At 72.0% G+C, this 19385-nt stretch carries 15 protein-coding genes; 9 read left to right on the forward strand and 6 right to left on the reverse strand.

The features are described from left to right. Positions 1–46 precede the first annotated feature (46 nt). The 6 genes from glpK (at position 47) to OG788_RS11385 (ending at position 8925) form a co-directional block, all read left to right on the forward strand. On the forward strand, positions 47–1585 hold the full coding sequence (glpK, locus tag OG788_RS11360; protein ID WP_266756857.1) for a glycerol kinase GlpK: 1539 nt from the start codon (positions 47–49) through the stop codon (positions 1583–1585). A 19-nt stretch (positions 1586–1604) separates the two neighbouring features. Beyond that, complete coding sequence (locus OG788_RS11365; protein WP_406370492.1) at positions 1605–3221, forward strand: FAD-dependent oxidoreductase; 1617 nt, start codon at positions 1605–1607, stop codon at positions 3219–3221. 194 nt (positions 3222–3415) lie between these two features. After that, positions 3416–4087: a FadR/GntR family transcriptional regulator gene (locus tag OG788_RS11370; protein WP_406370493.1), complete on the forward strand. Its 672-nt coding sequence runs from the start codon at positions 3416–3418 to the stop codon at positions 4085–4087. 330 nt (positions 4088–4417) lie between these two features. Beyond that, entirely contained in the window at positions 4418–5599 is a 1182-nt protein-coding gene (locus tag OG788_RS11375; RefSeq protein ID WP_406370495.1) for a PAC2 family protein, read from the forward strand. A gap of 807 nt (positions 5600–6406) precedes the next feature. Next, complete coding sequence (locus OG788_RS11380) at positions 6407–8155, forward strand: S8 family peptidase (protein ID WP_351547149.1); 1749 nt, start codon at positions 6407–6409, stop codon at positions 8153–8155. A 62-nt stretch (positions 8156–8217) separates the two neighbouring features. Further along, positions 8218–8925: a hypothetical protein gene (locus OG788_RS11385; RefSeq protein ID WP_406370497.1), complete on the forward strand. Its 708-nt coding sequence runs from the start codon at positions 8218–8220 to the stop codon at positions 8923–8925. Between the two features lie 84 nt (positions 8926–9009). Here OG788_RS11385 and mshC read toward each other — a convergent pair whose 3' ends face one another. The 4 genes from mshC to OG788_RS11405 form a co-directional block, all read right to left on the reverse strand. Further along, positions 9010–10239 carry a cysteine--1-D-myo-inosityl 2-amino-2-deoxy-alpha-D-glucopyranoside ligase gene (mshC, locus tag OG788_RS11390; RefSeq protein ID WP_351556976.1) on the reverse strand — a complete coding sequence of 410 codons (1230 nt, stop codon included), beginning with the start codon at positions 10237–10239 and terminating at the stop codon, positions 9010–9012. Positions 10240–10348: 109 nt separating this feature from the next. Further along, positions 10349–11176, reverse strand: a complete 828-nt coding sequence (locus OG788_RS11395) for an SCO1664 family protein (RefSeq protein ID WP_406370498.1) — start codon at positions 11174–11176, stop codon at positions 10349–10351. Then, entirely contained in the window at positions 11140–11730 is a 591-nt protein-coding gene (locus tag OG788_RS11400) for a DUF3090 domain-containing protein (protein ID WP_266756873.1), read from the reverse strand. The genes OG788_RS11395 and OG788_RS11400 overlap by 37 nt, the downstream gene beginning before the upstream one ends. Positions 11731–11849: 119 nt before the next feature. Continuing rightward, on the reverse strand, positions 11850–12536 hold the full coding sequence (locus OG788_RS11405) for a histidine phosphatase family protein (protein WP_351556967.1): 687 nt from the start codon (positions 12534–12536) through the stop codon (positions 11850–11852). Between the two features lie 98 nt (positions 12537–12634). Here OG788_RS11405 and corA point away from each other — a divergent pair, with 98 nt between their 5' ends. Next, on the forward strand, positions 12635–13633 hold the full coding sequence (gene corA / locus OG788_RS11410; protein ID WP_351556962.1) for a magnesium/cobalt transporter CorA: 999 nt from the start codon (positions 12635–12637) through the stop codon (positions 13631–13633). A 146-nt stretch (positions 13634–13779) separates the two neighbouring features. On the opposite strand, the gene OG788_RS11415 is transcribed toward corA, so the two are convergent. Then, a complete protein-coding gene (locus OG788_RS11415) occupies positions 13780–14568 on the reverse strand; it encodes a ferritin-like domain-containing protein (RefSeq protein WP_406370499.1) in 789 nt (262 codons plus the stop codon). Between the two features lie 227 nt (positions 14569–14795). Next, positions 14796–15851 (reverse strand): LLM class F420-dependent oxidoreductase, encoded by a 1056-nt coding sequence (locus tag OG788_RS11420; protein WP_406370500.1) that lies wholly within the window; start codon positions 15849–15851, stop codon positions 14796–14798. A gap of 263 nt (positions 15852–16114) precedes the next feature. Between OG788_RS11420 and OG788_RS11425 the strand changes: the two genes are divergently transcribed. Both OG788_RS11425 and OG788_RS11430 read left to right on the forward strand, forming a co-directional pair. After that, positions 16115–17098, forward strand: coding sequence for an aldo/keto reductase (locus OG788_RS11425; RefSeq protein WP_351556952.1), 984 nt, complete (start codon positions 16115–16117; stop codon positions 17096–17098). After that, positions 17095–19368 carry a helix-hairpin-helix domain-containing protein gene (locus OG788_RS11430; protein WP_406370501.1) on the forward strand — a complete coding sequence of 758 codons (2274 nt, stop codon included), beginning with the start codon at positions 17095–17097 and terminating at the stop codon, positions 19366–19368. The genes OG788_RS11425 and OG788_RS11430 overlap by 4 nt, the downstream gene beginning before the upstream one ends. Positions 19369–19385: the final 17 nt, after the last annotated feature.

The raw sequence follows: 19385 nt of genomic DNA on the forward strand, positions 1-19385 counted from the left end.
ACCGCGCCGTATACAGCCCCTTTCCCACGGATCCCAGGAGCACACCGTGACCGACGCACACACCGCCGGCCCCTTCATCGCCGCGATCGACCAGGGCACCACGTCGTCCCGCTGCATCGTCTTCGACCGCGACGGACGCATCGTCTCCGTCGACCAGAAGGAGCACGAGCAGATCTTCCCGAAGCCGGGCTGGGTCGAGCACGACGCCGCCGAGATCTGGACCAACGTCCAGGAGGTCGTCGCCGGAGCCATCTCCAAGGCCGGCATCACCCGCGACGACATCAAGGCCATCGGCATCACCAACCAGCGTGAGACCACGCTGCTGTGGGACAAGAACACCGGTGAGCCCGTCCACAACGCCCTCGTGTGGCAGGACACCCGCACCGACGCCCTGTGCCGGGAACTCGGCCGCAACGTCGGCCAGGACCGGTTCCGCCGCGAGACCGGCCTGCCGCTCGCGTCGTACTTCGCCGGCCCCAAGGCCCGCTGGCTGCTCGACAACGTCGAGGGCCTGCGCGAGCGCGCCGAGGCCGGGGACATCCTCTTCGGCACCATGGACACCTGGGTCATCTGGAACCTGACCGGCGGGGTCGACGGCGGCAAGCACGTCACCGACGTGACCAACGCCTCCCGCACCATGCTGATGAACCTGCACACCCTGGCGTGGGACGACAAGATCGCCGAGTCCATCGGCGTCCCGCTGGCCATGCTGCCCGAGATCCGCTCCTCCGCCGAGGTCTACGGCGAGGTCACCGGCGGACCGCTCGGCGACCTGCTCGGCGGCATCCCGGTCGCCTCCGCGCTCGGCGACCAGCAGGCGGCCCTGTTCGGCCAGACCTGTTTCTCCGAGGGCGAGGCCAAGTCCACCTACGGCACCGGCACCTTCATGCTGATGAACACCGGTGACAAGATCATCAACTCGTACTCGGGCCTGCTGACCACGGTCGGCTACCGGATCGGCGACCAGGAGCCGGTCTACGCCCTGGAAGGCTCCATCGCCGTCACCGGTTCGCTGGTGCAGTGGATGCGCGACCAGATGGGCCTGATCAAGTCCGCCGCCGAGATCGAGACGCTCGCGTCCTCGGTCGAGGACAACGGCGGCGCCTACTTCGTGCCGGCCTTCTCCGGCCTGTTCGCCCCGTACTGGCGTCCCGACGCCCGCGGTGTGATCGCCGGCCTGACCCGGTACGTCACCAAGGCGCACATCGCGCGCGCCGTCCTGGAGGCCACCGCCTGGCAGACCCGTGAGATCAGCGACGCCATGACCAAGGACTCCGGTGTCGAGCTCACGGCCCTCAAGGTCGACGGCGGCATGACCTCCAACAACCTGCTGATGCAGACCCTGGCCGACGTCCTGGACGCCCCCGTGGTGCGCCCGATGGTCGCCGAGACCACCTGCCTCGGCGCCGCCTACGCCGCCGGCCTCGCCGTCGGCTTCTGGACCAACACCGAGGACCTGCGCGCCAACTGGCGCCGGGCCGCGGAATGGACCCCCAACATGGACGCGGATGTCCGCGACCGTGAGTACAAGAGCTGGCTCAAGGCCGTCGAGCGGACCATGGGCTGGATCGAAGACGAGAACTGACGAGGAGTAAGAACCCGCAATGACCAGCCAGCCCACCCTGCAGTCCGTGCCTGCCCTCGGTACGCACCCGGCCTCCGGCTCCAACCCGAGCCGCGCCGAGACCCGGGAGCAGCTTTCCAAGGCAACGTACGACCTCCTCGTCATCGGCGGCGGCATCCTGGGCATCTCCACCGCCTGGCACGCCGCGCAGTCCGGACTGCGGGTGGCGCTGGTCGACGCCGGCGACTTCGCCGGCGCCACCTCCTCCGCCTCCTCCAAGCTTCTCCACGGCGGTCTGCGCTACTTGCAGACCGGCGCGGTGAAGCTGGTGGCGGAGAACCACTTCGAGCGCCGTGCGGTCTCCCGTCAGGTGGCCCCCCACCTGGCGAACCCGCTCACCTTCTACCTCCCCGTGTACAAGGGCGGGCCGCACGGCGCGGCGAAGCTCGGAGCGGGCGTCTTCGCCTACTCCGCCCTGTCGGCCTTCGGTGACGGCGTGGGACACCTGCTGAGCCCCTCCAAGGCCGCGCAGGACGTGCCCGAGTTGCGTACCGACAACCTCAAGGCCGTGGCCGTGTACGGCGACGACCAGATGAACGACTCCCGCATGGCCCTCATGACGGTGCGCGCGGCCGTCGAGTCGGGCGCAGCCGTGCTGAACCACGCCGAGGTCACGGGCCTGCGCTTCACCCGGGGCCGGGTGACGGGCGCGGACCTTCGGGACCGGCTGTCCGGCGACGAGTTCGGCGTCGAGGCCCGTCTCGTACTGAACGCGACCGGCCCGTGGGTGGACCACCTGCGCCGGATGGAGGACCCGAATGCCGCGCCGTCGATCCGTCTCTCGAAGGGCGCGCATCTGGTCCTGAAGCGGACCTCGCCGTGGAAGGCCGCACTGGCCACCCCCATCGACAAGTACCGCATCACCTTCGCGCTGCCGTGGGAGGACATGCTCCTGCTCGGCACCACCGACGAGGAGTACGAGGGCGACCCGGCGGACGTCTCGGTCACCGAGAAGGACACCGCCCAGATCCTCGACGAGGCCGCGTTCTCCATACGCGACCAGCAGCTCTCCCGTGACCTGATCACGTACTCCTTCGCCGGTCTGCGGGTGCTGCCGGGCGGCCCCGGCGACACGTCGAAGGCCAAGCGCGAGACGGTCGTCACGGAGGGCCGCGGCGGGATGCTGTCCGTCGCGGGCGGCAAGTGGACCACCTTCCGGCACATCGGCCGTACGGTCATGAAGAAGCTGGAGGCGCTGCCGGGCCGTCCGCTGGGCGAGGACTTCGAGCCGATCTCCGAGCTGCCGAGGAAGCTGCCGCTCCCCGGTGTCGCCAACCCGCGCGCGGTCGCGCACCGTCTCCTGGTGGACGGCCCGGCGCCCGGCCCGCGCATGGCCGCCGACACGGCCAGGCATCTGGCCACCCACTACGGCTCGCTGGCCTTCGACATCGCCCGGCTGGCGAACGAGAACCCCGAGCTCGGCGAGCGCGTCCACCCGGACGCCCCGGAGATCTGGGCGCAGGTCGTCTACGCCCGGGACAACGAGTGGGCCGAGACGGCGGACGACGTGCTGCGCCGCCGTACGACGCTGACGATCCGCGGTCTCGCCACGGACGACGTCCGCGGCAAGGTGCAGGACCTGCTCGACGACAAGTAGGTCTCGGCGGTCGGGTGAGGGGCGGCTCCCACGGGGGGTGCCGCCCCTCACCCCTGTGCCGGTGCGGGGCGGCCGGGAGCTCCCGCCGGTGCCGGGCACCTCGGCGCTCTCCGTTCAGCCCATGGAACCCCCATAATGTCCGATGAGTCATCGGATGTCTGAGGGGACATCCCGAGCGACAGGGAGGCCCCGCCATGACAGTCACCGACGAGGCGATCGAGAAGATCAAGGGAATGATCGTCTCCGGCGCGCTGCGTCCCGGCGACCGGCTCCCCAAGGAGAGCGAACTGGCGGCCGAACTCGGGCTGTCCCGCAACTCCCTGCGGGAGGCCGTCCGCGCCCTGTCCCTCATCCGCATCCTGGACGTGCGCCAGGGCGACGGCACGTACGTCACGAGCCTGGACCCGCAACTCCTCCTGGAGGCGCTCAGCTTCGTCGTCGACTTCCACCGCGACGACACGGTCCTGGAGTTCCTCGCCGTGCGGCGCATTCTGGAGCCCGCGGCCACCGCGATGGCGGCCGCCCGCATCAGCGAGCGGCAACTGGACGCGCTCTCCTCCCAGTTGGACGAGCTCGGCGCGGACCCGTCCGTGGAGGAACTGGTCGCCTGCGACCTGGAGTTCCACCGGGGCATCGCACTGGCCTCGGGCAACTCGGTCCTGTGCTCCCTCCTCGAGAGCATGTCCGGACCCACCACCCGGGCCCGCGTCTGGCGCGGCCTGACCCAGGAGGACGCGGTCGGCCGCACCCTGCGCGAGCACCGCGCCATCCTGTCCGCCCTGCGCGACCGGGACGCGGAGGCGGCCCGGTCCTGGGCGACGGTGCACGTCGCGAGCGTGGAGCAGTGGCTCAGATCCACGCTCTAGCGGCGAGCCGGACCCGGGGGCGGACGCCGGCCTCGTCCTTGCGTGCGCCCCGTCCCTCATGGGTGTTTCGGGCCGCTCACAGAACATCGGATCTCTCCTGGTCATCCGACGTATGGTGCCGGCACGGGGCAATGTCCCCTGTCCGCGGGCAAGTTGACCGTGGACAGCTCGGATGACTTCGGGACGGTCCGGGGTGGCCGTCCCGCGTGTTTCCGGGCCCCCGGCGGGGCAGTGATCCGTTCACTCCCCCGTGCAAGGGGGCTGCGGAGGCCCCCTCGGCACGCCGTAAGGTTGAGGCGTACGCGAGGGCACATCGGAAGGAGGCGCTGGGTGATCGAGCTGGAGGGGGTTCCCGAGCTGATCGACCCAGTCATGGTGGCCGCGTTCGAAGGCTGGAACGACGCCGGCGACGCCGCCTCCACCGCGGTCGCGCATCTGGACAGGGAATGGAAGGGCGAGGTCTTCGCGGCGCTGGACGCCGAGGACTACTACGACTTCCAGGTGAATCGCCCCACCGTGTGGCTGGACGGTGGTGTACGCAAGATCACCTGGCCGACCACCCGTCTGTCGGTGGTCCGGGTCGGCGGCGAGAAGCCGCGCGACCTCGTGCTGGTCCGGGGCATCGAGCCGTCGATGCGCTGGCGCTCGTTCTGCAACGAACTGCTCGGCTTCGCGCACGAACTGGGCGTGGAGCTGGTGGTGATCCTGGGCGCGCTGCTCGGTGACACCCCGCACACACGTCCGGTGCCGGTCAGCGGGGTCACGTCCGATCCGGACCTGGCCCGCACCATGGACCTGGAGGAGACCAAGTACGAGGGCCCGACGGGCATCGTCGGCATCCTCCAGGAGGCGTGCACACACGCGGGCGTACCGGCCGTGTCGCTGTGGGCGGCCGTACCGCACTATGTGTCGCAGCCGCCCAACCCGAAGGCGACGCTGGCCCTCCTCAACCGCCTGGAGGACCTCATCGACCTGCGCATTCCGCTGGGCGAGCTGCCCGAGGACGCGCGGGCCTGGCAGCTGGGCGTGGACCAGCTGGCCGCCGAGGACAGCGAGGTCGCCGAGTACGTGCAGACGCTGGAGGAGGCCCGGGACACCGCCGAGCTGCCGGAGGCGTCCGGCGAGGCGATCGCCCGCGAGTTCGAGCGTTATCTGCGCCGCAGGGACGGCGGCGGTCCGGCGACGGGTACCGGTACCGGGAGCCACGCGACGGAGAGCGGCGAGCCGGCCTCGTACCTCCGGGACACTCCCGGCGGCCGTACGCGGCCGCCGATGGCCCAGCGCCCGGAGTCCGACACGGGGCAGGACGCCGGAAGGGACGGGGAGTCGCGACCGGAGCCGGAGACGGACGAGGCCGCCGACGGCACCGGCCCGGACGCCCGGTCCGGCGACTCAGGCCCCAAGGACTCCGAGGGCTCGTCAGGTGCCGCGAAGGCGCCGGGTTCCACGGATACATCGGATCCTTCCGACTCCTCCAGCTCCTCCGACGCGTCGGACTCCTCCGAGGACTGAGCGGAAAGGGGCGGTGCGCACGCGGCGCGCCGTCCCCAGCCTTCCGGCTTCCGGCTTCCGGCTTCCGGCTTCCGGCTTCCGGCTTCCGGCTTCCGGCTTCCGGGCTTCCGGGCTTCCGGGCTTCCGGGCTTCCGGGCTTCCGGGCTTCCGGGCTTCCGGGAACTGTCCGGCGCCGGGGCCCTCATCGATCACCCCTCCGCACCCGCCGTTGCGGTGCGCACGGTGAGGCCACCGGTGCGGTGAAGCCGCCGTTCGCGGGCGGACCGGCGTGTGCGCGCAGGGCGGCCCGGCGGCGGTGACGCCCCCGGCGTGAAACCCGCCGGGGGGACAGAACCGGTCGGCCGACGCCGTCACGGCCGGGAGGTCCTGCCGTCGGACCGCGCCGTCCGGCCGTACCGCCCCTTCCGGCACAGCTCTCGCGGCGAGCAGCCCGCGGCCTGCGGAACAGCGGTGCGCGCGGCACACGGCCGCAGAGGGCCGGGCCCGACCGGTCCAAGGGTCAACAGCCGCTGCCGCCCCATCACTTGACATGCGCCTCCGCAGCGTTTGGCCTGATTGGGGCGTGACATCTGTTTCAGGACGGATTGCACAGGGTTCCCCATTCAACTTGTTTTCAAACCAAGTTGGCGAAGACGGGGTGGACGCGGCGCCGTGGGCGTGCCAGGTTGTGCCCCGAAGGCGCCGCCCGGCAACGGGACATGGCACTCGGCGCCGCACCGGAGGAAGGCACACGGCACGGCAGAGCACACGCATCGACCGGCACCCGCAGGGACCGGCACCCGCAGGGATCGAAGGGAGCGGTACGCGATGACCGACCAGGTACAGCCGGCGCAGGGCCCGGGAACGTCCGGGCCCGGGCCCGACGGAGCGGGATTCACCTATCGAGGGGCCGAGCAGGAGCTGATCGTCGTCGCACGTCCGGAGGCCCGGCTGCGTGCCCGGGCCGAGGGCGTCCGCTCGGCGGCCGGCGCCGACGTCTCGGCCCTCAACATGTTCCTCAGCGACGAACAGCTCGCCCTGGAGCCGCTGTTCGGGAGCGAGGAACGGCTCCAGCAGTCCGCGGTGGTGGGTACCGAGAGCGGGCCCGAGCTCGCGCTCTTCTACCGGGTGCGCGGCGTGGAGAGCCGTGCCCAGGAGCTGCGCGCACGGATCGCGGCCCTGCCGGAGATCGACACGGCGTACGTGAAGCCGGGTGCCGTTCCCGCCTCGACGAGGTCGGCCGGCTGGACCGGCCAGAGCGCCGACGACGGCCAGCGGCTCAAGGAGGGGGCGCCCGTCACCCCCGACTTCACCAGCCGGCAGGGCTACTTGCGTCCGGCGCCCGAGGGCATCGACGCCTACTGGGCCTGGCAGCGGCCGGGCGGTTCGGGCCGGAGCGTCACGGTGATCGACGTGGAGGGCGCCTGGCAGCTCGGGCACGAGGATCTGGCCTCGAAACTCGCCGGCGTCGTCGTCGGCACCCCTGTCACCGACATCGCCTGGCGCAACCACGGCACCGCCGTCATCGGGGTGATCGGCGGTGACCGCAACGAGCAGGGGATCACCGGAATCGCGCCGGACGCCGTGACCGCGGCCGCGTCCTTCCAGGGCATCGGAACGGCCGCCGCGATCCACGCGGCGGCGGAACGGCTGAGCCCCGGCGACATCATCCTGGTCGAACTGCACGCCCCGGGGCCCCGGTTCGACTTCGAGGAGCGCGACACGCAGGAGGGCTACATCGCGCTCGAGTGGTGGCCCGACAACTTCGCGGCCGTCCAGTACGCCACCGCCCGGGGCATCCTCGTGGTGGCGGCCGCCGGCAACGGCGCCGAGTCGCTCGACGACGCGGTGTACGAACGTCGCCCCGCGGAGTTCCCCGACTGGTGGCGCAACCCCTTCAACCCCTCCAACCAGTCCTCCGGGGCGATCCTGGTCGGCGCGGGCGCACCGCCTCCCGGCACGCACGGCCGCGACCACGGCCCGGACCGTTCACGGCTCGCGTTCTCCAACTACGGGGCCCGCGTGGACGCGCAGGGCTGGGGACGCGAGGTCACGACCACCGGCGGCTTCTGGGACCGGCCCGGCGATCTGCAGGGCGGCGCCGAGGAGATCGCCTGGTACACGGACACGTTCTCAGGGACCTCTTCCGCCTCCCCGGTGGTGGTCGGTGCCCTGGCCGCGCTGCAAGGCATGCTCAAGGCGGCGGGCCAGGCACCGATGTCCTCGGAACGTGCGCGCGCGGTGCTGCGGGCCACGGGCTCCCCGCAGCAGGACGCGCCGGGCCGGCCCGCCTCCCAGCGGATCGGCAACCGGCCGGACATCAAGGCGGCGGTCACCAGGCTGCTGCCGGAGGCGGTCGGCTCGGGCCAGGCCGAACGGTACTGGGACGAGCTGCTGCCGTATCCGCGCGAACTCCCGCCGAGGCTCCGGCTGTACGTGTCCGGTGCCTGGCGCAACCTCAACAACCCGTCCCCCGAGATCCGTCAGGCGGTGCACTCCGCCTTCGCGGGGGGACGGCCCGATGTACGGGTCTGGTTCTCGGACGACGAGATCGTCGGCCTGGTCGTCACGGGCTGAGGACCAGGTCCTCCCGGACCGGAACGGAACGCAACCAACCATTGATGGAAGGTGGCACCCGCATGAGCACGATCCCCCAGATGAGCCAGCAGGGACAGCAGGGACAGCAGGGCCTTCAGCAGGACAGCATTCAGCAAGGACAGCAGGGCCCCAGCACGGCTCCCCCGCAGCACCTCGGGACGCAGCAGCAGTTCGGACCGCAGCAGGGCATGAGCCAGGAGCAGCCGTTCGGCGCGCAGGCGCAGCAGCCGTACGGGCCGCAGGGCATCGGCCAGCAGATGCAGCAGCCGTACCTCCAGCAGGGCATGGGCCAGCAGGGCGTCGGCCAGCAGTTCCCGCAGCACCAGATCGCGCAGCACCAGATCCCGCAACAGCAGATCCCGCAGCAGCACATTGCGCCGCACCTCCAGCAGCAGCTCCAGCAGCAGCTCCAGCAACTGGGCCGGCAGCAGCCGTTCCAGCAGCTTCTCCAGCAGCTCGGCGGGCAGCAGGCCCAGCAGCCGGGCCAGCCGCTCGTGCTGCCGAGCGCCGTGGAGCGTGCGGCGCTCCTGAGCGGCGTCGCCACGAAGTTCTGGGACGTCGTCACCCCGCTGCCGGGGCAGCCGTCGATCCTCTACCTGTTCATCGACAACGGCTGGCGTCAGCTCGTGAACCCGAACCAGGTCACGCATGACGAGGTCCAGGAGGCCTTCGCCTTCGGGCAGCAGGTCATCGGGATCTACGACTCGGGCACCAACACCCTCCAGGCCGTGATCGTGAACCGGCAGTAGCGGCGACGGGAGCGGCGGACCGCTCCACGCACAGGGCGCCGGGCGGATCACTCCGCCCGGCGCCCGACTGTGTGAGGCGACCGGTTACAGCGCCACGCCCATGAGGGCGTCGACGGCCCGCGACACGACACCGGGGGCGCCCTCGTCCGTGCCGCCCGTCTCGTGCTGGAGGGCTGCCCAGCGGTCGACCGCGGCGAGCGCGGCCGGTGCGTCGAGGTCCTCGGCGAGCGCGGCGCGGATCTCCTCGACGAGCGCGTCGGCGGACGGCCCGTCGGGCCGCGACACCGCGGCCCGCCAGTTGTCCAGGCGCGCGACGGCCTCTTCGAGGACGGCGTCCGTCCACTCCCAGTCGGCCCGGTAGTGGTGCGAGAGCAGGGCGAGGCGGATGGCGGCCGGGTCGACCCCGTCGTGCCGCAGACGGGACACGAAGACGAGGTTGCCCTTGGACTTCGACATCTTCTCGCCGTGCAGCGCGACCATGCCGGCGTGGACGTACGCCTTGGCCATGGGGAACTCGCCGGTCAGCACCTGGGCGTGCGAGGCGCCCATCTCGTGGTGCGGGAAGGCGAGGTCGGAACCGCCGCCCTGGACGTCGAAGCCCATTCCCAGGTGGTCGAGGGCGATGGCGACGCACTCGATGTGCCAGCCGGGCCGGCCGCGGCCCAGTGAGCCGCCGTCCCAGCTCGGCTCGCCCTCGCGGGCGGCCATCCACAGCATCGGGTCGAGGGGGTTCTTCTTCCCCGCCCGGTCCGGGTCGCCGCCCCGCTCCGCGGAGAGCAGGCGCATCGTCGCGGCGTCCAGGTTGGACACCTTGCCGAAGGCGGGGTCGGACTCCACGGAGAAGTACACGTCGCCGTCGAGCTCGTACGCCGCTCCGGCGTCCCGCAGCCGCTCGACGAGCGGCACGATGCCGGGTATCGCCTCGACGGCGCCTATGTAGTGGCGCGGCGGCAGCATCCGCAGGGCGGTCATGTCCTCGCGGAAGAGGGCGGTCTCCTTCTCGGCGAGTCCCACCCAGTCGACGCCGTCGCGCTCGGCCCGCTCCAGCAGCGGGTCGTCGACGTCCGTGACGTTCTGGACGTAATGAACCTGCCGCTTGGTGTCGAGCCACACGCGCTGCACGAGGTCGAACGCGTTGTAGGTCGCCGCGTGACCCAGATGGGTCGCGTCGTACGGCGTGATGCCGCAGACGTAGATACGGGCGACGGGACCGGGGTCGAGGGTGACGAGCCCACCGGTCGCGGTGTCGTGGATCCGGAGGTCGCGGCCCTCGCCGGGCAGGGCGGGGACCTCAGAAGCGGGCCAGGCATACATGTCATGAGACTAACCGGACGGAACTTCCGTATACGAACCGGCCAGCACCTTATGGCCGGGAAGGCCCTCTTGCGCGGCCCTCCGCGCCGTGCGCACGTGCCGCCGAGCGCTACACCGGCGGCCAGGGGATCGCGGGCCATTCCCCGCTCGGCTCCGGGTGCTTCCCGGAAGCGAGCATCGCCTCGACCCGCGCGCGTGTGGCGTCGATCTCGACGGCGGTGACGAGTTCGGCCAAGCGGGTGGCCAGCGGTGCGCCGGGCGCCAGACCGTCACGAAGGGACGTGAGGACCTCCAGCGCCTCCGGCGTCAGCGGCTCCCCGGCCCAGCCCCACAGCAGCGTGCGCAGCTTGTTCTCGGCGTTGAAGGTGACCCCGTGGTCGATGCCGTACAGGCGGCCCTCCCCCGCGGGCAGCAGATGGCCGCCCTTGCGGTCCGCGTTGTTGATCACGGCGTCGAGGACGGCGAGCCGCCTCAGCCTTACGTCGTCGGCGTGCACGAGCAGTGCCGTCTCGCCCTCGCCGACCTCGGCGAAACCGATCGCCTTCCAGCCCTCGGCCGGTTCCTCGCCCTCGACGAGCGCGAGCAGGCCGTCCCCGTCCCGGGCGGCCGTGGACTCGATCCACAGCTGGCACATGCCCTCGCCGTACGGCCCGTCACGCAGCACCGTGGTGGGGACGAGCCCCCAGCCGGTCGCCTCGGAGACCTCGTACGCGGCGACCTCGCGCTGTGCGAGCGTGCCGTCGGGGAAGTCCCACAGAGGCCGCTCGCCCGCGACGGGCTTGTAGACACAGAGCGCCTCGCGGCCCTCGTACGACACGGAGCAGTACAGCACCGCGTTCGAGGCCTCACGAATCTGCCCGCGGACCTTCAGCTCGCCCCGGGCGAGCAGCTCGGCGGTCGTCACGCTCCGCGGCGGTATCCGTTCTGGCGCGGACATACGTGTCCTTCCGGGTCGAGCGGGAGACTGCACAGCGGGCAGGGCGGCCGGCCGGCGTTGACGACGTCGAGCGCGCGCTTGGCGAAGGCCCGGGCCTGCACGCCGGTGAGCCGGACCCGGAGCATCGGCGGACCGTTCTCCTCGTCCTGGAGCAGCCGCTCCTCGGCCTCCGCGAGGTCCTCGTCGGAGTCGGCCTCGAGTTCCACGAGCGCCTGCGCCTCGACGATCATGCGCTGCTCGTCACCGTCCCAGGCCAGCGCCATGGTGCCGACCCGGAACTCCTCCTCGACGGGGGTGTCGAGGGGCGCGGTGTCGGACACCTCGGTGGAGGCCATCGCCGGGACCGGGGCGCTGCCGCCGGTCCGCCGGACGACCTCGTCGAGGAGCTCGTCCATCCGCTCGGCGAGCGCGGCGACCTGGGTCTTCTCCAGGGCCACGCTGGTCACCCGGGGTCCCGAGGACGCCTGCAGGAAGAAGGTACGGCGCCCGGGCAACCCGACCGTACCGGCCACGAAGCGGTCCGGGGGGTCGTAGAGGAACACCTGACGGGACACGTCCTGTCTCCATTGAATCGGCATGGGGCCGGCTGACTGCGCCGGCCCGCATCGGCTGCTGAGAACTCGCTGACAACTACTGTGCTGGTTCGACCGCTTCACCCTACTGCGGCCGACGATCACGGTGCGCCCGCACCGCCCCCGACCGGAGCGTCGCCGCTCGGGGGTTCCTCGCGCGGCGCGAGGGAGGCGAAATCACCGGTGTCCCCGAGACGTACGAGAAAAGGCCTCAACCGGGTGTAACGGATCGCGGTGATGGAACACGGTTCGACAGAGATCCGTTGGAAGAGGTCGAGATGAAGTCCGAGTGCGTCGGCGACGAGCGACTTGATGATGTCGCCGTGCGAACACATCAGGTAGACCGCGTCGCTTCCGTGGTCGCGCTCCACGCGCGCGTTCCACTCGCGCACGGCCTCGGCGGCCCGGGTCTGCATGGCCCGCATCGATTCGCCGCCCGGGAACGCGGCCGCGGACGGATGCGCCTGGACGACCTCCATCAGCGGATCGTCCTTGAGTTCGGCGAGTTTGCGGCCCGACCAGTCGCCGTAGTGGGCCTCTCCGATGCGCTCCTCGGTGTGCGCCGGGACCTCGGGGCGGGCCTCCAGCAGCGGCTGGACGGTCTCCTGGCAGCGCTGGAGAGGGCTGGTGACGACCTCGGCGATCGGCAGCCCGGCGAGCCGCCCCGGAAGGGCCGCGGCCTGCTGGGTGCCTCGCTCGTCGAGGGCCACGCCGGGCGTCCAGCCGGCGAGCAGTCCCGCGGTGTTGGCGGTGGAGCGTCCGTGCCGGACGAGGATCAGGGTGGGCATGCGGCCCAGCGTAAACGGACGGCTGGCGGAGCCGGCCGGCCCTGGGGAAAGCGATGCCCGGAGTGCGGTCCGGCCGGAACGAAGGGAGAATGCGCTCCGTGATCGTCGACTGTGCCATCTACCGTGCCGGGCGGCGGACGGAGGGCCCCGACGACCTCTCCGACGCCCTGGCCCACTGCCGGGCCGGGGGTGACGCCTTCGTGTGGATCGGCCTGCACGAGCCCACGGAGAAGGAGTTCGACCTGGTCACGGAGGAGTTCGGGCTGCATCCGCTGGCGGTCGAGGACGCCCTCAAGGCCCATCAGCGCCCCAAGCTGGAGGTGTACGAGGACTCGCTCTTCATGGTCCTCAAACCGGTGTCGTACGAGCCCGAGAGCGATGCCGTCTCCTCCGGTGAGGTCATGGTCTTCGTCGGCGACTCGTTCGTGGTGACCGTGCGGCACGGCGAGGAGTCGCCCCTCGCGGCGGTCCGGCAGCGTCTGGAGTCGGACCCCGAGACCCTGCGGCACGGGCCGACGGCGGTGCTCTACTCGATCGCGGACGCCACCGTGGACCACTACCTGGAGGTGGCGACCGAGCTCGGCACCGACCTGGAGGAGCTGGAGGCGGAGGTCTTCTCGCCGCAGCTCGGCGGCGGGCGGAACACCGCGTCGCGGATCTACGCCTTCAAGCGGCAGGTGCAGGAGTTCCGCAGGGCCACGGTCCCGCTGGCGGTGCCGCTGGTCCGGCTGGCGGGATCGGGCCTCGCCTCGACGGCCGTGCCGTTCGTGAACGACAAGGCACAGCCCTTCTTCCGCGACGTCAACGACCACCTGATGCGGGTCAACGAGTCCGTGGAGGGCCTGGACCGGCTGGTGTCCGACATCCTCTCGGCGCACCTCGCGCAGATGAGCGTGCGGCAGAACGACGACATGCGGAAGATCTCCGCGTGGGCGGCCATGGCGGCCGTCCCGACGATGATCGCCGGGATCTACGGCATGAACTTCGACCACATGCCCGAGCTGCACTGGGTGTGGTCGTATCCGGCTGTGGTCGGGTTCATGGTCGTGCTGGAGTTCGGGCTGTTCCGGCTCTTCAAGCGGCGGGGCTGGCTGTAGTCGGGACGTGTACGGGTCCGCCCGGGTGCGGGTACGGGTACGGGTACGGGTTTCCGGGCGCGTACGGGGCCCGTCCCGACGGCGGCCGGGTGCGGGTGGAAGTCAGGTCCGGGTGGCGGCCGGGTGCGGGTGCAGGCCGGGTGCGGTCAGGCGAATTCGGGTGCCGCCGTGACGGGGCCGTCCAGCGCGCCGCGCCGTTCGGGCATCTTCAGGGAGACCATCCGGCGCCAGCCCGCGGCCCGCTCGTAGGCGTAGACGGCGTGGATGCCCGCGGCGAGGACCGCGGCCCGGGACCTGGACCAGCCGAGGATGCGGCCCATGTGGGCCATCACGGCGAGGCTGACGTCCCGGTAGATGCGGATCTCGGCGAGGGCGCACGCGCGCAGGGTCCGCTGGATGGCGCGGCCGTGACCGGCGTACGCGAAGCGCAACAGTTCCTCGTTGCAGTACGCGAGGTGGTTGTCCTCGTCGCCCGAGATCATCTTCACCGCGCGGCCGATCTCGGGGTGGTCGGCGAAGTGCTTGCGCAGCAGGTCCATCTGCTCGGAGGCGCGCTGTTCCGTGACCCGGCTGTGGGCGAGATAGGTGACGATGTCCTGCACGGTGAGCGGCTGGTCGTCCTTGAGCTTCTCGTGCGCCAGACCGATGCCGTACCGCTCCAGGAGCATGGTGTAGTCGGTGTCGGGCGGGATCTCGACCGGTTCGAGGCCGCGCTTCTTCATGAGGGCGTTGAAGATCCGCCCGTGCTTGTCCTCGTCGGCGCCGTGCCGGGCGATCCTTGGGGCGAGCTCGCGTTCGCTCGCCGGGACCAGCGCGGCGATCCGGGCGTTCTCCCAGCCCCCTTGCGACTCCCCGCTGGCGGCGATGGAACAGAAGAGCCGGTACGACTCGTCGTTGTCGAGAATCTCCTGGAACAGACTCTTGGCCGAAAGCATCTCTGACACCTCTCTGCAGGGTTGTGCAGAAAACGAGTCAAATGGGATGTCTGCGACCCGGCAACCGATGTGTCGGACAAATCCGCCAAACGATGGACGAGGAAGCGGGCCCGGGCGCGTAACCAAGGGACCGTCGACGCGTTGTTCCCTGTGACGGCCGTGGCGGGGAAGACCCCCGAGCCCCCACCACGGCCGCAGAACTTTCCCGGCGCCGTCCTCCGGCGCGGTTACGCGAGTCCTGCCCGCTCCAGGGCGTCGGAGCCGGCCCGCAGCGAGGCGATCCGGTCCTCCAGCGTGAAGCCCGCGGGCGCCAGCGTGAGCGTGGTGACCCCGGCCGCGGCGTACGCCTGCATACGGTCGGCGATGCGGTCCACCGAGCCGAGCAGGGTCGTCTGGTCGATCAGCGCGTGCGGGATGGCGGCCGCGGCACCCTCCTTGTCGCCGGACAGGTACTTGTCCTGGATCTCGGCGGCTTCCTTCTCGTAGCCCATGCGCTGGGCGAGCTGGTTGTAGAAGTTCTGCTTGCGGCTGCCCATGCCGCCGACGTACAGCGCGGTGTACGGGCGGAACATGTCGGCGAGCGCCGTGACGTCCTTGTCCTCGCCGAGGGCGAGCGGAAGGGTCGGGCAGACGTCGAAGCCCTCCATCGTCCTGCCGGCCTTCTCCCGGCCCGCGCGCAGGTACTTGATCGCGGTGTCCTCGAGGTGCTCGGCCGAGGGGAAGATCAGCAGCGCCCCGTCGGCGATCTCGCCGGTCTGCTCCAGGTTCTTCGGGCCGATCGCGGCGACGTAGAGCGGGATGTGCTCGCGCTCCGGGTGCACGGTCAGCTTCAGCGGCTTGCCCGGACCGCCCGGCAGCGGCAGGGTCCAGTGCTCACCCTCGTACGACAGCCGCTCGCGCGTCATCGCCTTGCGCACGATCTCCACGTACTCACGGGTGCGGGCCAGCGGCTTGTCGAACTTGACGCCGTACCAGCCCTCGGAGACCTGCGGCCCGGAGACGCCGAGGCCGAGGCGGAAACGGCCGCCCGACAGCGAGTCGAGGGTCGCGGCGGTCATCGCGGTCATCGCGGGCTGCCGCGCCGGGATCTGGAAGATGGCCGAACCGACGTCGATGCGCTCGGTCTGGGCGGCGACCCAGCTGAGCACGGTGGCCGCGTCGGAGCCATAGGCCTCGGCGGCCCAGCAGACGGCGTATCCGAGCCGGTCGGCCTCCTGGGCGACGGCGAGATTGTCCCCGTCCATTCCCGCGCCCCAGTAGCCGAGGTTGATGCCGAGCTGCATGGCCGATTCCCCTTACCGATCAGTAACGTCCCTTTGTCCGAGACCCTAGCGTGCGTGCGTCCCGGGCGGGGAGCGGCACGTACGCCTTCTCGGCACGGGCGCGGGACGCCGGCGCGCCGCCCGGCGCGGCCCCTCGTGTCCGACCGCGTGCACGGGTCCCGGCCGCCGCCCTGCGTCACCGGTCGTCACGTGCGGCGATCCGTGGAACTTCGGTTGTCCACAGGCCCCCACACGGCCGGTGTCGGACAGTAATCTCGGCGTCCATGGAGCAGAGGCATCTCGGCCGTACCGGCCTGCGTGTGTCCCGGATCGGACTCGGCACCCTCACATGGGGGCGGGACACCGACGAGCATGACGCGGCGGACCTCTTGAAGACGTTCTGGGAAGCGGGCGGGACCCTCGTGGACACCGCGGACGTGTACGGCGACGGGGAGGCCGAGTACCTCCTCGGACGCCTCATGGAAGGGCTCGTGCCGCGCCGGGACCTGGTCATCTCGACGAAGGCGGGGAGCGTGCGCGACCCGGACCGCCGCTTCGACGGCTCGCGCAGCCACCTGCTGGCGGCCCTGGACGCCTCGCTCGCCCGCCTGGGCACGGACTACGTGGACGTGTGGCACGTCCACGCCTACGACCCCGACACGCCCCTGGAAGAGACCCTCCAGGCCCTCGACCTGGCCGTCAGCAGCGGCCGCGCGCGCTACGCGGGCGTGTCCAACTTCTGCGGCTGGCAGCTCGCCAAGGCCGCCACCTGGCAGCTCGCGGCTCCCGGCATACGCACCCGCCTGGCCAGTACGCAGATGGAGTACTCCCTGCTCCAGCGCGGCATCGAGCGGGAGGTGCTGCCGGCCGCCCTCGACCTGGGCATCGGCCTGCTGCCCTCCTCGCCGCTCGGGCGCGGGGTGCTCACCGGCAAGTACCGCAACGGAACGCCGACCGACTCCCGTGGCGGCTCCGAACACCTCGCGCCGTTCGTCGCGCCCTACCTCGACGACACGGCGAGCAGCATCGTGGAGGCGGTGACGACCGCGGCGGACGGGCTCGCCGTGACGGCGCTCCAGGTGGCGCTCGCGTGGGTCCGCGACCGGCCCGGGGTCAGCGCCCCCATCGTCGGCGCGCGCAACGCGCAGCAGCTCACGGCCGCGTTGTCAGTGGAGAGCCTTAGTCTTCCTGACGAGATCTGCCGGGCGCTCGACGACGTGTCGGCCCCGGTGCACCACTATCCCGATCACGACTGGAGCACGCTGTGAGCACGGAGCCCGAGACCACGGAGGAAGCGGAGCCGGGGGCGCCGGGCGCGGACACGGCCGCCGACGCCCCGGAGAGCACGGGCGAGGACGTGGGCCACGCGGACGCGCAGTCCGAGGGCGGGGACGCCTCCGAGGAGAAGGGCACGGACGCGGGCGAGGACGCGAACACGGACGCGGAGGCCGTCGCCGGTACGGAGGCCGCCGCGGGGACCGAATCCTCCGAAGGCGCAGCCCAGCTGTCCGAGGCGGCCGCCGAGCTGGCGGCCCAGCGCTTGGAGCGGGAGCGGATCGAGCGGCGGAAGGCCGAGAAGCAGGCGCCGATCGCGGCCGGGGCCAAGCTCAGCGGCACGGCCGCGGACCTCCTCGCGGCGGTGCGGGCCGTGGAGAGCGGCGAGAAGCCCGTGGCCACCGCCTTCCGAGAGCCCGAGCCCGCGCCGCGCAGGGCCGCGCAGGAGCCCGTGCGGCGACCGCAGCCCGTGGCCTCAGCGGCCGCACCGGTGCCGACCGCCGCGCCCGAAGCCGTCGGGGCCGTCCGCGCCGTGCTGACCGAGGGCGGCGCGCCCGAAGCGCTCGCGGCTCAGGCCGTCGCGGCCCTGGGCGAGGGTGCCGACGAGCAACTGCGCGACGACCCCTGGCAGTTGCTGCGGGTGGCCGGGGTGCGGCCCGAGCAGGCCGACGGGTTCGCCCGGGCGCTGCTCGGCGCGGAGTGCGGGCCGGACGACGAGCGTCGTGGCCGGGCGCTGACCGTGTGGCTCCTGGAGCAGGCGGCCGTCGCCGGGCACACCGCCCTGGACGCCCCGGCGCTCACCGCGGCGCTCTCCCAGCGCTCGGTGCCGGACCCTGACGCGGCCATGCAGAGCGCTCTCGCGGAGGGCGAGGCCCTGGTCTTCCAGGACGCGCTGGACACGCCTGCCCCGGCGCCGCAGGACGACACGGAGGAGCCGCGGGAGCGCCCGGTGCGCATCCTGATCGGCCTGGAGCGGTACGCGCTGGCCGAGGAGAGCCTCGCCGACGGACTCGCCCGGGTGATGAACTCGGTGCCGAAGGAGGACGGTTCGGCCGCCGACTGGGAACAGGCCGCGGCCGCGGCCCCCCGCTCCGCCGGGGAGCTGATCCGCGCGGCCGCCGCTCACGGGCTGGTGCTGCACACCGGCGGCGACGCCTCCCGCTCCGAGACGGCGGCGCTGCTGCACGCGGCGCGTGCGCTCGGCCTGCGCGGCTGGGCCGCCACGCACACCCGCGGCGGCCGCGACGGCTTCACGGCCGAACTGGCCCGGCTCGACCTGCCGGACGGCCCCGCGGACGGCACGGCCACCGGCGTCGCCACCGTGGACGGGCTCCTCTCCGGCACCGAGGGCCCGGGCCGGGACGCGGACGGCGCCCTGGACCTGGACGTCCTGGTCGTCCTCGACGCGCCGCAGCTCGACGTGGAGACGGCGGCGATGCTCGCCGAGTCGCTGCCGGACGGGGCCCGCCTGGTGCTGAGCGGTGATCCGGGCGTGCTCTGGTCGGCGGGCCCCGGCCGGGTCTTCGCGGACCTGATCGCCGCCCGCGCCTGCCCGCAGGTGGCCTCGCGGACCCCTGACCCCGGTCCCATCGGCGAGCTGGTGTCCGGGGTCGGCATCGGCGAGCTCAACCAGGTCGAGGCGCCCGGCAAGGAGGTCGTGATCGTCCCGGTGCGCGACGCCGGCGAGGCGGTCCACCGGACCGTGCAGCTGGTCGCGGACTCGGTGCCGCGCGCGATCGGCATCCCGGCCGAACAGACACAGGTGATCACCCCGGGACACGGCGGCGCGGTCGGCACCCGCGCGCTGAACACCGCGCTCAAGGAGCGGCTGAACCCCGGCCCGGGCCGTTTCGGCGGCTTCGACCCGGGCGACCGCGTCGTCCACTCCCCCGCGCCCGGCCGTTCGGTGCCGGGCCACGTGGTGAAGGCCGACGCCGAAGGACTGCACCTGGAGTGCTCGGGCGCCCTCGTCGTCGTACCGAAGGAGCGGGTGGAGCAGGCCGTGCGGCACGGCTGGGCGCTCACCGCGCACCAGGCGGTGGGAATGCGCTGGCCCGCCGCAGTCGTCGTGCTCCCGGGCGACGCCGCGGCGGCCCTGACGCGGCCGTGGGTCTACACGGCCTTCGGCCGGGCCGAGCGTCATCTCTCGGTCGTGCACGGGGTGGAGCAGGCCCTGCCGCACGCCGTGGCGGAGGTTCCGCAGAAGCCGCGCACCACACGGCTGCCGGCCCTGCTGAAGCCGCAGGCACCGGCCGCGGGCTGATCACCGCCGGTGTCGCA

The organism is Streptomyces sp. NBC_00647, assembly GCF_045207245.1.
In the GTDB taxonomy this organism is placed as follows: Bacteria; Actinomycetota; Actinomycetes; order Streptomycetales; family Streptomycetaceae; genus Streptomyces.